Source organism: Microbacterium sp. W4I20 (genome assembly GCF_030816505.1).
In the GTDB taxonomy this organism is placed as follows: domain Bacteria; phylum Actinomycetota; class Actinomycetes; order Actinomycetales; family Microbacteriaceae; genus Microbacterium.
The window spans coordinates 1,560,566-1,574,528 of the sequence record NZ_JAUSYB010000001.1; the positions used below are offsets into that span (position 1 = coordinate 1,560,566).

Sequence of the window (13,963 nt, forward strand, 5' to 3'; positions counted from 1 at the left end):
GTTATAGGAGTTAGACATGTCGCAGGCATCGAACGGATCAGCGGCGGCCGCGCCGACGCGCATCCCGCTGAACACACTGGCGATCGCGCTGGGAATCGCAGGTGTCGCCGAGGTGTGGTCGGCGACGTCGACGGTGATCGACCTTCCCCCGGTCGTGCCGCAGATCTTCTGGAGCCTCGCCGCCGCCGCCATGATCTGGCTGATTACCGCCCATTCGGTCCGCGGCATCCGGATCAAGAGCCCACTCAAGGAGCAGCTGCGGCACCCGGCCCAGGGCCCGCTCGCCGCGATGGTGCCGCTCATCGGCATGCTTCTCGGCAGTGACCTCGTCGCCTGGTTCCCGGTGGCGGGTACGGTCCTCGTCGTCGTGTCAATGACGGTCGCGACCATCTTCGCCGGCTGGCTGATCAGCACCTGGACATCGGGGCAGATCGAGCTCGGCGCCCTGCACGGCGGCTACCTCCTGCCCACGGTCGCGGGAGGATTCGTCGCGGCCAGCGCGGCGGACACCGTCGGACTGCGCGATGTCGGCTGGGCCGCCTTCGGGGTCGCGAGCCTGTTCTGGGTCGTCATGACCACGTTGCTGATCGCACGCCTGATCAGCAGGCCGCCGCTGCCCGAAGCTCTCGTCCCGACGCTCACCGTGGTGATGGCTCCGCCCGCCGTCGGCGGCCTGGCACTCTTCGCGCTGACCGATCACGTCTCGACCCCGCTGTCGCTCGCGTTCGCCGGCCTCACCGCGATCCTCGTGATCGCGCAGCTCGCGCTCATCCCGCGGTATCGCCGCCTGCCCTTCACGCTGGGATTCTGGTCGTTCACCTTCCCGGTCGCGGCGGTCGTCTCCTACGCCATCACCTGGCTCGGCGTCGACGTCGTTCCGGGGGCAGGTGTCATCGCGATGGTGCTCGCGATCGCGACGACGCTGTTCGTCGCCACGATCGGGGTGCGCTCTCTCGCCGGCATCCTCGGTGCCTCCGCCCGTCGTCGCGAAGAGGAGGTCCTCACCGATGCCGATGACGCGGATGCTGCGATGACCCGCACCGCACCCAAACACCGAGAGATGAGTCGATCATGAGCAGGCAGTACGGAAGCATCGCCTTCACGGCCGATGTCGACGCCGGGCAGGAGTTCTACGGAAGCGCCGACTTCTACCGCAGAGCGGCCCTGCGCGGAGACGGCGGGAAGAACGGCGATCCTCTCGGTGCCAGGGAGATCGAGTACCTGCAGACCCGCGACTCGTTCTACCTGTCGACCGTGGGCGAGACCGGATGGCCGTACGTGCAGTTCCGCGGCGGCCCCGTCGGATTCGTCACGGTCACCGATCCGCACACCATCAGCTGGGCCGACTACCGCGGCAACCTCCAGCACGTCAGCACCGGAAACCTGCGCGGCGACGACCGCGTCTCGATCATCGCGATGGACTACCCGTCCCGCAGCCGGCTGAAGCTGTTCGGCCACGCGAAGGTCGTGCGCCTCGACGAGGACCCCGAGCTGGTCGACAGCCTGCGCCATCCGGACGACCCCGATGCCATCGTCGAGCGCGCCATCACGGTCACCGTCAGTGCCTACGACTGGAACTGCCCGCAGCACATCACGCCGCGGTACACCCACGAGCAGATCGCGACCCTGGTCACCCCGATGCGGGATCGTATCGCGGCGCTCGAACTCGAGAACGCACGACTTCGCGAGGTCCGCACGACTCCTCGATGAGCACGACACCGCCGGGCCCGTAGACGTCGATGACCTGCGGCGAGCGCGCACGGCCGTTCACCGAGCCGGGGCTGTCAACCGTCGGAGCGGATGCGCCCCTCCTCGAGATGAACGCGGTGCTCGGCATCCCCGATCACCGCCGGATCGTGCGAGACGCAGACCACGGCGACGCCACGCGCGGCCTCGTCGCGCAACACGGTCCTGATGCGCAGGCTGCTGGCGGAGTCGAGGCCGGTCGTCGGCTCATCGAGCAGCAACAGGTCGGCGTCCCGCGCCAACCCCTGAGCCAGCAGCGCTCGCTGCTGCTGGCCGCCGGAAAGGGAGGCGAACGGATGCCGCGCGAGCCCCCGGATGTCGAGTCGGTCCATCGAATGCTCGACGAGCGCGCGGGCCGCAGCGTCCATCCGGCGCCACATTCCGAGCCGCCCCCACGCTCCGACGCTCACGACATCCTGTACCGATACCGGAAGACCCGCAGGGATGGCGGCGCGCTGCGGGACGAAGGCGGTGGTGCCGCTGACGCGCCGCTCGCCGCCGTGCTCTCGCGTGCCCGCAAGGACCTCCAGGAGCGTCGATTTGCCCGCGCCGTTCGGCCCAGTGATGACGGCCAGAGTCCCGGGAGCGAACTCGACTCCCACTCCGGAGAGCGCCGCTCCACCGTCGTAGGCGACATGGATGCCGGTCAATCGTGCCTCCGTGCCGCTCGTCGATCGGGGAGAGGTCATAAGTCCCACTATACGAGTTTGATAATCATTATCAACAAGCCCTAGGCTCGCAGACTGTGAGTTCTCATCCCCTTGGCGTCCTCGACCCGTTCGCCCTCGACTTCCTGCAGCGTGGGATGCTCGGCGGCGCACTGGTGGCGATCCTGTGCGCCATCGTCGGCACGTGGGTCGTCATCCGCGGGATGGCGTTCCTCGGAGAGGCGCTGGCTCACGGCATGCTTCCGGGAGTCGCCCTCGCGACCGTTCTCTCGCTGCCGGTCCTGGTCGGCGGCGCCATCAGCGCCGTCGCCATGAGCGTGGGCATCGGAGCACTGCAACGACGCGCGCGCCTGTCGTATGACACCAGCATCGGCCTGCTGTTCGTGTCGATGCTGGCGCTCGGCGTCATCGTCATCTCCCACTCGGGCAGCTTCGCCACCGACGCGACCGCCATCCTGTTCGGCGACATCCTCGCGATCAGTCAGGGCGACCTCGTGCTGCTCGCCGCCGCCGCTACCACCGGACTGATCGTCGCGGCTCTCTTCCACCGCTCGTTCGTCGCTCTCTCCCTCGACGCACGCATCGCCGCCGTCCTCGGTCTGCGCCCGCGGATCGCGCGGGCCGCGCTCGTCGGACTCGTCACCCTCGCCGTCGTCGCCTCGTATCAGGCGGTCGGATCCATGCTCGTCGTCGGTCTGCTGCTCGCACCGGCGGTCGCCGCCGGGCACTGGACCACGCGCATCCCCACACGGATGGCACTCGCCGCCGTCTTCGGCGTGGTCGCGGTGTTCCTCGGCCTCCTCGCCTCCTGGTACGCCGCGACGGCCGCCGGCGCCTCCGTGGCAGCATCCGCCATCCTGCTCGCCTGCCTCTCCTGGGCAGCGCGCGCGGCCCTCCCCCCTCTCGGGACGCGGACGCGCCCCGCCTGAACCCGCCGTCGCGACGACGCGACCACCCGCACGACACATGACAAGGAAGGATCCCGTGCGCTCTCGCATCGCCCTCTTCGCCCTCACCGGCACACTCGCCGTCTCCCTGGCCGCCTGCAGCACCACGTCTACCGCACCGGCCGCACCGAGCGGCTCCGCCGACGACGGACACGGTGCCATCACCGGCGCGGAGGAGGTCGCCGAGCCGCAGCTCGGACTCACCGCGATCGACCCGCAGGGGCTCGTCACCCACCTGGACCTGCTCAACGAGAGCGTCGCCGACATCGGCGAGATCTCGGCGCCGACGGCCATGACGACCGACGGACGTTACCTCTTCGCCCAGACCGACGAAGGCATCGAGATCGTCGACAGCGGCGTGTGGACCTGGGATCACGTCGATCACTTCCATTACTACCGGGCAGCGCCGGCACTTCTCGGCTCCGTCGCGGGAGAAGGCGACGCCATGATCGCGACGACCAATCTGTCGACCACCGGCGGCACCGGCATCTCGTTCGCCGGTTCGGGCGATGCCGTGCTGCTCGACACCCAGGCCCTGTCGAAGGGCGAGATCACCGAGCTGTTCCGCATCGAACGCGAACCGCACGCGGGGCTCGTGGTCCCGGTCGGCTCCTTCGCCCTCGTCTCCGAGGGATCCGACGGTATCGGCTCCACGGTCGTCGGATACACGGCCGATGGGAAGGCGACGGGCACCGAGGAGCCATGCGCCGCGCCGGCCGGCACCATCACGACCCGGGTCGGCGCCGTGATCGGCTGCGCAGACGGCGCCCTGCTCGCGCACGTCGACGGCGACGAATTGCACCTCGAACGAATCCCGTACCCCGCCAGCACGACCGCCCCTCCCGCGCAGTCGTTCGACAACCGCGAGGGGCGCCCCACGGTCGCAGGTCTCGCGGGCTCGGAGGGAATCTGGCTTCTGAACACGCGCGAGCGGTCGTGGACGCTACTCCCCTCCCCCACGCCGCTCGTGCACGTGACCGCGGTGGACGACGAAGACGGTCATCTGCTCGCGCTCGCTCAGGATGGCCGGGTGCTGGTGCTCGACGAGACGGGTGCCGTGATCGCCGAGACCGCACCGCTCGTGGCGGACTCCCTTGCCGCGGGCAACACCCCGACGCTGATCGCCGACCAGCACCGCGCGTACCTCAGCGCGCCCGCCGAGCGACGGCTCTACGAGATCGACTATGCGGATGCCGCGCGCATCGCCCGCACCTTCGTCACCACCACCGAACCGGCGTTCGTCGCCGAGACAGGACGCTGACATGCGCCCCACACGCCTCTTCGCTGCCCTCGCCCTGACCGGGATCGCTGCGTCCGGGCTCACCGCCTGCGCGGCCGCTGCAGAGTCCGGCCCGACGGTCGTGGTCTCGACGAACATCCTCGGTGACGTCGTCGAAGAGCTGGTCGGCGAGCAGGCGAGGGTCGTGACTCTCATGAAGCCCCACGCCGACCCCCACTCCTTCGAGATCTCGGCGCAGGAGGCCGCGACCCTGCGCGGGGCGGACCTCCTCGTCTCGAACGGCCTCGGCCTCGAGGAGGGGCTGCAGCAGCACCTCGACGCTGCTGCCGCCGACGACGTCCCGATGTTCGTGGCCGGCGACGCCATCGACGTGCTCGACTACAGCGAGGGCGATGCGGAGGGGATGCCGGACTCCCATTTCTGGACGGACCCGGAGCGGATGATCGATGTCGTCGACGCGATCGCGCCGGTGCTGGCCGACATCGACGGGATCGACGCCGACGCGCTGGATGCGACCGTCGACGCGTATCGCGACGAGCTGCAGGCGATGGATGCCGAGATGAGCGAGGCATTCGCCGGGATCCCGGAGGACCGCCGCGCACTGGTCACCAACCACCACGTCTTCGGCTACCTCGCTCAGCGCTTCGACTTCGACATCATCGGCGCGGTGATCCCGGGCGGGACGACCCTGGCCGCGCCGTCGGCATCCGATCTCGCCGATCTGGTCGACGCGATCGAGCAGACCGGGGTGCCCGCGATCTTCGCGGAGTCGTCGTCGCCGGACCGCCTCGTCCAGGCCCTCGCGAGCGAGGCGAACGTGCAGGTCGAGGTCATCGAGCTGTACACCGAGTCGCTCACCGGCCCCGGTGAGGGCGCCCCCGACTACCTGACCATGATGCGCGTCAACACCGAGCGCATCACCACCGGTCTCACGCCGTGAGACCTCACCACAGAGAAAGAGGCATGCACATGCGAACCTCCCCCCTGCGTCGCGCGTTGATCAGCGCGGCCGCGATCGGCGCGGTCGTCACCCTGGCGTCCTGCGCTGCCGGCGGCGACTCGACCGGCCCGGCATCGACCCCCGACAGCATCGCGTCCGACACGGCGGGCGCCCGCGTCGCGATCTCCTACGAGGGCGGCATCCTGGTCCTCGACGGCGAGACGCTCGACACGGTCGCCGACTTCGACTCCGAGCCGTTCACGCGCCTCAACCCCGCGGGAGACGACCGCCACGTGATGGTCACGATGAGCGAGGGCTTCCAGGTGCTCGACACGGCCGCCGGAACCTCCGACGAGCCTGAGCTCACCGACACGGTCTTCGAGGCCGACACCCCGGGTCACGTCGTGCGGCACGCCGACAAGACCGTGCTCTACGCCGACGGCACCAGCGACACCACGATCTTCGACACCGCCGACCTGGCGAGCGCAGGCGGCCTGCCCGAGGTCGAGACCATCCGCGGTGTCGAGGCGCACCACGGCGTCTCGGTCGTGCTCGAGGACGGCACCTTCCTGACCACGGTCGGCAACGCCGACGGCCGCAACGGCATCGTGGCGAAGGATGCCGAAGGCGTCGAGATCGTATCGTCGGACCAGTGCCCCGGCGTGCACGGTGAAGGCACCGCGAAGGACGAGGCCGTCGTCTTCGGCTGCGAGAACGGCGCACTGATCTACCACGACGGCGAGATCACCAAGCTCGACGCTCCCGACCAGCCCTACGGCCGCATGGGCAACGCCTACGTCAGCGAGACCAGCCCCCTCATCGTCGGCGACTACAAGAACGACGTCGACGCCGAGGGCTACCTGCTCAGCGCCGTCACGCTCATCGACACCGAGGCCCAGACGCTCGAGGTCGTCGACCTGCCCGATGGCGTCGAGTACACCTTCCGTGATGTCGTGCGCGGCCCGGACGACCTCGCCTACATCCTCAGCACCGACGGCTCGATCCATGTGCTCGACCCCGAGACCGGTGAGATCACCGACAGCTTCCCGGTCGTCGAGGCGTGGGAGGGCCCGGCCGAATGGCAGGATGCCCACCCCGCCATCGTCGTCGCCGGGAACGTCGCCTACGTCACCGAGCCCGCCGCGAACAGCGTGCACGCGGTCGACCTGGCCACGGGGAAGGTGCTCGCGAGCACCGAGCTCGACGTGACGCCGAACGAGATCGCCCCCGCAGCGGGCTGATCGGTCACGAGAGACAGGAAGGGCGGGTCGCCACCTCGGTGCGGTCCGCCCTTCCTGCCCTGCGCATCCCGGTGCGCGGGGTCGCGCGTCGTCAGCGCGTGTCGCCCTCGCCGGCTCGTGCGCGCATCCGCCCCGTCTGGTGCGCCCAGATGGCGATCTCGACACGGTTGCGGGCGCCGAGCTTGGTCATCAGGCTCCCGATGTGCGTCTTGACCGTGCTGAGGGTGATGTACAGCTCGCTCGCGATCTCGCCGTTGCTCAGGCCGCCCGCGACCTTCGCGAGCACCTGCTCCTCGCGGTCGGTGAGCGGTTCGACCGGCTGCGGCGGTGGTGCGACGGGACTCGCTCCGGCGAACGCCGCGAGCAGCCGCACCGTGACATTGGGGGCGATCAAAGCATCCCCGCTAGCCGCAGCGCGGATCGCCCGGGCGAGCAGCTCGGGTCCGGCATCCTTGAGCAGGAAGCCCTTGGCTCCCGCCCGAAGCGCGGCGAAGACATACTCGTCGAGGTCGAAGGTCGTGATGACGACCACCGCCATCGGGTCATCCACGCCCGGGCCGGCGAGCGCACGGGTCGCCTCGATGCCGTCGAGATCGGGCATGCGGATGTCGAACAGGCAGACGTCCGGGCGCAGCGTGCGGGCGAGGGTGACCGCCTGATTGCCGTCGGCGGCCTCGCCCACGACCTCGATGTCGGGCTGCGCACCGAGGATCATGCTCAGGCCCGTGCGCACGAGCTCCTGATCGTCGGCGATGAGCACGCGGATCGTCACGATGCCCATCCCGCGCGAGGCAGCACCGCGATGACAGCCCATCCGCCGCCGGGTGCGGGCCCCGCCTGGCAGGTGCCGCCGAGCAGAGCAGCGCGCTCCCTCATGCCGATGATGCCGAACCCTGGCGTCGGCGACGCCGCGACATCGCCGTCGTTCGTCACGGTCACCCGCAGCCCGCCGGCATCCGCCTCCACGCGCACGTCGACGCGGCTGACCTGCCGCGCGTGACGGAGGGCGTTGGTCACCGATTCCTGCGCGAGACGGAAGACCGCGGCTGCCACCGGAGGAGGGATGCTGCCGTCATCGCCCACGACCGTCACGGCGACCTCCGCGCCGCCCGGCCGCATCCCGGCGAGCTGCTCGATGTCCGCCAGACGCGGACTCGGCGCGAGCTCCGCTGTGTCGCCCTGCCGCAGCACCCGCACCATCGACCTCAATTCGCTCAGAGTCTTGGCCGCCTCCGCCTCGATCACCGTCAGCGCGTCCTGCGCCGCGCGCGGATCCCGCTCCGCGACCGCGAGGCCCGCCTGGGCTCGGATCGCGATGGCCGTGACGTGATGGGCGACCGTGTCGTGCAGGTCGCGCGCCAGGTGCTCGCGCTCCCGGATCCGGATGCCGGCGAGGTTGCGCTGCCGGGATCCCGCCCGGTAGCGGAACGCGATGCCGAGCAGCACCACGGTGAGCAGCAGCGCGAACCCGCCGATGAGGTCATCGAGCCCTCCCCCACGGACGAACGTGAGGCTGAGGCTCACGATGAGGACGGCCGAACCGATCACGAGGTCGCGCCCTGCGCCCCAGCGGAAAAGAGCGTAGACGTTCACCAGGACGAAGAGGCTCGAGTAGAGCGTCGAGCCGGGCAGCAGGAGCTCGAGCGGCACCATCACGATCAGGAGCATCGCGAGCGGCTTCGTGCGGCGCCACAGCACGGTCGGCAGCAGGACGAACAGCGCGATCACCGCGAACAGCGGATGCTGCAGGTCGGTGCGGAAGAGGGCCTCGATCACTGCCAGCACCGCGACGAGGGCCACGAGCGCCCAGTCCCGCCAGACCCGGCGCGGCGGAGCGGGCACGGCGCGCGGCGCACTCCACGCGGAACGCCAGAGCCCGGTCACCCCGTCAGGATACAAGCGCACCACGTCCCGACACAGTGCGCCTCTGCCGACCGGCCCGTCGCCGGATCAGCAGTTCGGCCACGGCACTGTTGATCACGAAGGCCGCGGCGACGAGCCAGGCCTCACCGAACGCGTCGACCTCGCCGAGCGGGATCGTCCAGAGCGCGAAGACGAGTGCCTGCGTGCCGCCGGAGACGGCGATCGCGTAGGCCCGGGTCATCCAGGCTCCGTGCGCGGCGAAGTCGCGACGCCTGATCGCGATCACGCTGCGCAGGAGGAACACCGTCATCGCCACGGCGAAGACGAGACGGATCATCGCGAGGGCGAGCTCATCCGGGTGGCCGCCGAAGAAGACCGCGAGCCAGAGGGCGGACGATGCGGCGAGGAATCCCGCGGGGATCAGCACGCGGCCGGCGGCGCGGTGCCAGCGATGCCGCGTCCGCAGTGCCGGGGAGAACTGGAAGGCCCCGATCAGGCAGAACACGGTCATCGACACGATGTGCGCGATCAGAGCGACGGTCGAAGTCAGCGGCGATGCCCCTTCGGCGCCGGCGCTCACTTCCGTCAGGCGGAGCACACCGCCGAGCACCGGGAGCGCACTGAGCAGCAGGAGGCCCGTGATCGCCGGCCACCCGCTCTTCGGTCGCCGCCGTTGTCGTTCTTGACCCGGGGTCGGACGGGTGGCCTTCATCTGTGGCGACATGTCTCGATGCTGGCGCGAGCGGGCACCAGCGGACATCGGTCTTCGGCATGGACTCGGAGTCGTACTTTCGGCGGCAGGATGCGGACCACACGGCCGATGACGCGCACCCCCTGGCGCGGCGAGCATCGAGTCATGACAACCGACACGACCATGACCGCGGCCGTCTACCGCCGCTTCGGCGCACCCGAGGAGGTGCGTCTCGAGCAACGTGCCATCCCCTCGCCGAAGCCCGGCGAGGTGCTCATCCGCGTGCATGCGAGCACGGTGAGTATCGCCGACCACCGGGCTCGCGCCCGGGACGTGCCGGCCGGTCTCGGGCTGATCGCCGCCGTCGGGATCGGCCTCTTCCGGCCGAAGCATCCGATTCTGGGCATGGATGCCGCGGGCGTCGTCGAGGCCGTCGGCTCGGGCGTCACCACCTTCGCGCCGGGCGATCGGGTCATCGCAGCGATGGGCGGAGCCTTCGGCGGTCACGCCGAGTTCGTGTGCGTGCCCGCCGACGGTGCGATCACCCGGGCTCCCGCGAGCATGTCGCTCGAGGAAGCGGTGACCCTCGTGTTCGGCGGCATCACCGTGCAGGGCTTCTTCGCACAGGTCGCGATCGGGCCGGGCACCTCGGTGCTGGTCAACGGAGCCTCCGGCGCGGTCGGCACCGCCGCGATCCAACTGGCGAAGCACCGCGGCGCGGTCGTCACCGCCGTCACGAGCGGTCGCAACGCCGCCCTGGTCGCGTCGCTCGGCGCCGACCGGGTCATCGACTACACCCGTCAGGACTTCGCCGCGGGCGATGAGACGTACGACGTGATCGTCGACGGCGTCGGCAACGCCTCCTTCGACCGGGTCGAGGGATCGATCAGCCCTGGCGGCGCGCTCCTGCTGGTCGTCGGAGACCTGCGGTCCATGCTGCGCAGCCGTGGCCAGAGCCGCCGCTCGGGAAAGCTCGTCACCTGGAACGTCGGGAAACCGGGCGCCGACGCCCTCGCGCATCTCGTCCGCCTTGCGGACTCCGGCCACTACCAAGCCGTGATCGACCGCACCTTCGACCTGGCCGACATCGTCGACGCGCACCGCTACGTCGACACCGGGCGCAAGCGCGGCAACGTCGTGCTGCGCATGCCTTCCGCACTCACCGAAACAAGGAGAACATCATGAGCACACGTCATCCCACCCGCACAGCATTGGACGAGCAGCGGATGCCGGTCAGAGCCAAGCTCGCCGCCTCGTGGACGAGCTTCATGCTGCTGTACATCTACGTCGACATCCTCGCCTTCTACAAGCCGGGCGTCGTCGACGACATCCTGGTCGGCGTCGTCTGGCAGTTCGACATCACCCAGACCTGGGCGATCACCGCCCTGAGCCTCCTGGCGCTACCGATCCTGATGGTCGTGCTGTCGGCGGCGCTGCCCGCGCGAGTCAGCCGCGTCCTGAACATCATCGTGGCGGCGATACAGGTCCCTTTCGCGGCCTTCAACGCGGTCGGCGAGTGGGGCGGGTCGTGGATGGTGTTCTACGTGCTCGGTGTTGCGCTGGAGCTGGTCGTGCTCGCACTGATCCTCCGATGGGCGTGGATGTGGCCACGGACCGAGGCACCGCGACCGTGATCGAGAAACTTTCCGTGACCAAAACGTTGCATTCGTTACCTCGCCGTTATACAGTGATCACACGGTGAATGTTTGCTGTGGCATCCACCGCATGTGATTGCAGGACACTCTTGGTGCAAGGGACAAGGGCCGGTCGGAGCCTCTCCGACCGGCCCTTTACTGTTGCCAGTATTCTGTGAGCATGACCGATCGCAAGCTCGCCCTGGAGGCCTGGGAGAGCCTGTTCCGCGCGCAGCACGAACTGTTCCACGAGATGGACGCCGACTTCGAACACGGCGACCTCGCGCAGGCCGAGTACGACGTGCTGCTCACGGTCACCCGTGCGCCCGGCATGACCGCGCGCCTGCGCGATGTCACCGCCAACATGCTCATCAGCCAGCCGAGCGTGTCGCGTCTCGTCGACCGCATGGTGACCCGCGGCCTCGTCGCCAAGTGCCCCGATCCGGATGACGGCCGCGGCGCGCTGATCCGAGCGACGGATGCCGGGGCTCGCACGTTCCGCGCGCTCGCCACGGTGCACGGGCGTTCGATCGCCGAGCGCATGTCCCGCCTCGACGACCACGAGCTCCGCACGCTGCGCGACCTGGCCGAGAAGCTCCGCCGCGGCTGACTCCCCCCGCTCCCCCGGCTGACGCCCCCGCTCCCGTGGCAGTTGCTGCGGGTTGAGCCGCGTTGAAGCCGCAGCAACTGCCACGGGAACGAACGCGGGGACCCGCCGATCTGGCAGGGTGGAGCGTGAGTCGTGCATCATCGCGCGTCTCACCCCTCGGGGGGAACCAGGGAGGTATCCATGGAGATCGCCGGAATCGTCGGCATCCTCGTCATCGTCGGCATCGCCGCCGCCATTCTCGTCGTCGTCCTGCTGATCCTGCTGCTGTTCGCACGCAGCTGGATCAAGGTCGCCCGTGCCGACGAGGCTCTCGTCATCTCGGGTCGCAAGCAGAAGGTGCAGCGCACGGTCATCGCTGCCGACGGCACGCCCAGCTCCGAATCGGAGGACTCGCCCGTCACGGTCATCGTGAACGGCAAGTCGCTGGTCAACCCGATCACGCAGCGGCACGAGATCATCTCCCTGCGCTCGCGCCAGGTCTCACTGAACGCCGAGGCCCAGTCGCTGGACAGCGTCACGCTGAACGTCGACGGCGTCGCGATCGTGAAGATCGGCTCCGACCCCCTCCTGGTCCGTCGTGCGGCCGAGCGTTTCGCCTCGCAGGACAAGGCCATCGAGCAGTTCACCACCGAGCAGCTCGAGGGTGCCCTCCGCGGTATCGTGGCCACGCTCTCGGTCGTCGAGCTGATGCGCGAGCGGAAGAAGTTCTCCGATCAGATCGCCGCCGACGTCTCGCAGGAGCTCGCCGAGCAGGGCCTCATCCTCGACTCGTTCCAGATCAAGGGCATCACCGACAAGGTCGGCTACATCCAGTCCCTCGGCGCCCCCGAGATCCAGGCGAAGCGTCAGTCCGCGGAGATCTCGCAGACCAACGCCGACCGCGCGATCAACCAGAAGAACATCGCCAACCAGGAAGCCAACCTGATCGAGCAGACCGCGCTCGACACGAACACGGCGAACTCGAACGCCGGCATCGGCCGCGCGCGCGCCGAGGCGGAGCAGGCCGAGAACCTGGCCCGCGAACAGGCGCAGCAGGCCGTTCTGCAGCAGCAGGCCGAGAACCGGCAGGCCCAGCTCGACGCCGACGTCAAGCGCGTCGCCGACGCGCAGCGGTACGAGGCGGAGACCCGCGCCCAGGCCGAGCTCTACACGCGTGAGCGTGCGGCCGAAGCTGCGGCGATCGAGCAGGTCAAGCAGGCCGAGGCCCGCACCCGCATCGCGGAGCAGCAGGCCGAAGCAGACAAGGCCCGCGCCGCCGGTGAAGCTGCGGCCGCGGTGGCGAGCGCCACCGGTGAAGCCGACGCACTGCGGTCGAAGGCCGAAGCCGAATCCGAGGCTCGTCGCCTGCAGGCATCCGCCGAAGCCGACGCGATCCGCGCCGTGGGTGACGCCCGCGCCGCCGCGCTCGAGGCCGAGGCCAAGGCCATCGCCTCGAACCAGGACGCCTTCCTCTCGCAGCGTGTGCTCGAGGTGCTGCCGTCGATCATGGCGGAGTTCTCGAAGGGCTACGCGGCGATCGGCAACGTCTCGATCGTCGGCAGCTCCGGCGAGGACGGCGCCTCGAGCGTCGTCGGCGCCGACAGTGCGATGGCGATGCGATCGGTGTTCGACAGCGTGCACTCGGCGACCGGGCTCGACCTCGCCGGCATCATCCAGGGCCAGGCCGTCGGCCGCGGCTTCGGTGCCGGTGTCGCCGAGACCACCCCTCCGGCTGCGAAGCGCACTTCCGCGCCCACGACCCCGCCGCCGCCGGCTCCGCCCACCGCAGAGTGACTCCGGGGCCGTTCCGCATCCGCGCGGGGCGGCCCCTTCTTTGCCCTCGATCAGCCCGCGAGTTTCGTAGACTCGACCCATGACCATGCCGAACCAGCCGCCGTACGCCGTGTTCTCGGGGGCTCTGGGTGACCAGGCGAGCGGAGGCTGGTACCCCGCGCGAGCGGAGGTCAGCAACGGTTTCGTCACCCTCTCGGTCGGTGCGCCGACCGGATGGGTGCAGTACTTCAGCGTTCCGGCCGCTGAGGTCTCCGTGAAGTCAGCCGCCCAGCGCATCACCCTGACGGTTCGGGGGCAGAGCTATCCGATCCTCGCCGATCCACGAGCTGTCAACCGTGCACTCGGCTACAACGCGGTCGGCATCGCTGCCGAAGTCCTGAACAAGCCGGTCTTGGAGGCGGGCGTCGACGTCGGGCGGGGACTGAACCAGGTGTCCGCCGCCCGCTCATGGAACGCCGGGGGCGGCCCCGAGTTCCTCGCCGCCGCACGGTTCGCGGGCGCGCGGGTCTCTCGTCTCGGCTACGGCGCGATCGCCGCGATCGGATGCGGCGGGGGCCTGGCCGTCGTCATCCTGACGCTCGTCATCACGGTCATCGTGCTGAATCTCTAG

General features: G+C 69.6%; 15 protein-coding genes. 11 read left to right on the forward strand and 4 right to left on the reverse strand.

All coding sequences use genetic code 11. From position 1 onward, the window contains the following. Window positions 1-16 precede the first annotated feature (16 nt). Window positions 17-1,075 (forward strand): transporter, encoded by a 1,059-nt coding sequence (locus QFZ21_RS07615; RefSeq protein ID WP_307376238.1) that lies wholly within the window; start codon window positions 17-19, stop codon window positions 1,073-1,075. Further along, window positions 1,072-1,710, forward strand: a complete 639-nt coding sequence (locus tag QFZ21_RS07620; protein WP_307376240.1) for a pyridoxamine 5'-phosphate oxidase family protein — start codon at window positions 1,072-1,074, stop codon at window positions 1,708-1,710. The genes QFZ21_RS07615 and QFZ21_RS07620 overlap by 4 nt, the downstream gene beginning before the upstream one ends. A gap of 74 nt (window positions 1,711-1,784) precedes the next feature. Here the strand turns inward: QFZ21_RS07620 and QFZ21_RS07625 are convergent, their stop codons facing one another. Further along, window positions 1,785-2,435, reverse strand: a complete 651-nt coding sequence (locus QFZ21_RS07625) for an ATP-binding cassette domain-containing protein (RefSeq protein ID WP_307376244.1) — start codon at window positions 2,433-2,435, stop codon at window positions 1,785-1,787. Window positions 2,436-2,491: 56 nt separating this feature from the next. On the opposite strand from QFZ21_RS07625, the gene aztB reads away from it, so the two are divergent. From aztB to aztD, 4 genes are read left to right on the forward strand one after another with little or no spacing between them, the layout of a single operon-like run. Beyond that, on the forward strand, window positions 2,492-3,343 hold the full coding sequence (gene aztB / locus QFZ21_RS07630; RefSeq protein ID WP_307376248.1) for a zinc ABC transporter permease AztB: 852 nt from the start codon (window positions 2,492-2,494) through the stop codon (window positions 3,341-3,343). Between the two features lie 55 nt (window positions 3,344-3,398). Next, the gene (locus tag QFZ21_RS07635; RefSeq protein ID WP_307376250.1) at window positions 3,399-4,622 is read left to right on the forward strand and encodes an ABC transporter; all 1,224 of its coding nucleotides are present in this window, start codon (window positions 3,399-3,401) and stop codon (window positions 4,620-4,622) included. Between the two features lies 1 nt (window position 4,623). After that, entirely contained in the window at window positions 4,624-5,541 is a 918-nt protein-coding gene (gene aztC / locus QFZ21_RS07640; RefSeq protein WP_307376253.1) for a zinc ABC transporter substrate-binding protein AztC, read from the forward strand. 29 nt (window positions 5,542-5,570) lie between these two features. Further along, entirely contained in the window at window positions 5,571-6,782 is a 1,212-nt protein-coding gene (gene aztD, locus QFZ21_RS07645; RefSeq protein WP_307376256.1) for a zinc metallochaperone AztD, read from the forward strand. A 91-nt stretch (window positions 6,783-6,873) separates the two neighbouring features. On the opposite strand, the gene QFZ21_RS07650 is transcribed toward aztD, so the two are convergent. From QFZ21_RS07650 to QFZ21_RS07660, 3 genes are read right to left on the reverse strand one after another with little or no spacing between them, the layout of a single operon-like run. After that, a complete protein-coding gene (locus QFZ21_RS07650; protein WP_307381254.1) occupies window positions 6,874-7,554 on the reverse strand; it encodes a response regulator transcription factor in 681 nt (226 codons plus the stop codon). Continuing rightward, window positions 7,551-8,666: a sensor histidine kinase gene (locus QFZ21_RS07655; RefSeq protein ID WP_307376257.1), complete on the reverse strand. Its 1,116-nt coding sequence runs from the start codon at window positions 8,664-8,666 to the stop codon at window positions 7,551-7,553. The genes QFZ21_RS07650 and QFZ21_RS07655 overlap by 4 nt, the downstream gene beginning before the upstream one ends. 4 nt (window positions 8,667-8,670) lie before the next feature. After that, window positions 8,671-9,369, reverse strand: coding sequence for a DUF2306 domain-containing protein (locus tag QFZ21_RS07660; protein WP_307376260.1), 699 nt, complete (start codon window positions 9,367-9,369; stop codon window positions 8,671-8,673). Window positions 9,370-9,501: 132 nt separating this feature from the next. Here QFZ21_RS07660 and QFZ21_RS07665 point away from each other — a divergent pair, with 132 nt between their 5' ends. The 5 genes from QFZ21_RS07665 (at window position 9,502) to QFZ21_RS07685 (ending at window position 13,963) form a co-directional block, all read left to right on the forward strand. Beyond that, window positions 9,502-10,521: an NAD(P)-dependent alcohol dehydrogenase gene (locus QFZ21_RS07665; protein ID WP_307376263.1), complete on the forward strand. Its 1,020-nt coding sequence runs from the start codon at window positions 9,502-9,504 to the stop codon at window positions 10,519-10,521. Continuing rightward, window positions 10,518-10,970: a DUF6326 family protein gene (locus QFZ21_RS07670; protein ID WP_307376266.1), complete on the forward strand. Its 453-nt coding sequence runs from the start codon at window positions 10,518-10,520 to the stop codon at window positions 10,968-10,970. The genes QFZ21_RS07665 and QFZ21_RS07670 overlap by 4 nt, the downstream gene beginning before the upstream one ends. A 181-nt stretch (window positions 10,971-11,151) precedes the next feature. After that, window positions 11,152-11,580 carry a MarR family winged helix-turn-helix transcriptional regulator gene (locus tag QFZ21_RS07675; protein WP_307376268.1) on the forward strand — a complete coding sequence of 143 codons (429 nt, stop codon included), beginning with the start codon at window positions 11,152-11,154 and terminating at the stop codon, window positions 11,578-11,580. A 180-nt stretch (window positions 11,581-11,760) separates the two neighbouring features. Further along, window positions 11,761-13,353, forward strand: a complete 1,593-nt coding sequence (locus QFZ21_RS07680) for an SPFH domain-containing protein (RefSeq protein ID WP_307376271.1) — start codon at window positions 11,761-11,763, stop codon at window positions 13,351-13,353. A 79-nt stretch (window positions 13,354-13,432) separates the two neighbouring features. Next, entirely contained in the window at window positions 13,433-13,963 is a 531-nt protein-coding gene (locus QFZ21_RS07685; RefSeq protein ID WP_307376274.1) for a hypothetical protein, read from the forward strand.

Excerpts from the sequence above, each read along its gene's own strand:
- QFZ21_RS07615 (WP_307376238.1), top strand. The coding sequence starts at position 17 with ATGTCGCAGGCATCGAACGGATCAGCGGCGGCCGCGCCGACGCGCATC.
- QFZ21_RS07620 (WP_307376240.1), top strand. The coding sequence starts at position 1,072 with ATGAGCAGGCAGTACGGAAGCATCGCCTTCACGGCCGATGTCGACGCC.
- QFZ21_RS07625 (WP_307376244.1), bottom strand. The coding sequence starts at position 2,435 with ATGACCTCTCCCCGATCGACGAGCGGCACGGAGGCACGATTGACCGGC.
- aztC (WP_307376253.1), top strand. The coding sequence starts at position 4,624 with ATGCGCCCCACACGCCTCTTCGCTGCCCTCGCCCTGACCGGGATCGCT.
- aztD (WP_307376256.1), top strand. The coding sequence starts at position 5,571 with ATGCGAACCTCCCCCCTGCGTCGCGCGTTGATCAGCGCGGCCGCGATC.
- QFZ21_RS07660 (WP_307376260.1), bottom strand. The coding sequence starts at position 9,369 with ATGTCGCCACAGATGAAGGCCACCCGTCCGACCCCGGGTCAAGAACGA.
- QFZ21_RS07665 (WP_307376263.1), top strand. The coding sequence starts at position 9,502 with ATGACAACCGACACGACCATGACCGCGGCCGTCTACCGCCGCTTCGGC.
- QFZ21_RS07670 (WP_307376266.1), top strand. The coding sequence starts at position 10,518 with ATGAGCACACGTCATCCCACCCGCACAGCATTGGACGAGCAGCGGATG.
- QFZ21_RS07675 (WP_307376268.1), top strand. The coding sequence starts at position 11,152 with ATGACCGATCGCAAGCTCGCCCTGGAGGCCTGGGAGAGCCTGTTCCGC.
- QFZ21_RS07680 (WP_307376271.1), top strand. The coding sequence starts at position 11,761 with ATGGAGATCGCCGGAATCGTCGGCATCCTCGTCATCGTCGGCATCGCC.
- QFZ21_RS07685 (WP_307376274.1), top strand. The coding sequence starts at position 13,433 with ATGACCATGCCGAACCAGCCGCCGTACGCCGTGTTCTCGGGGGCTCTG.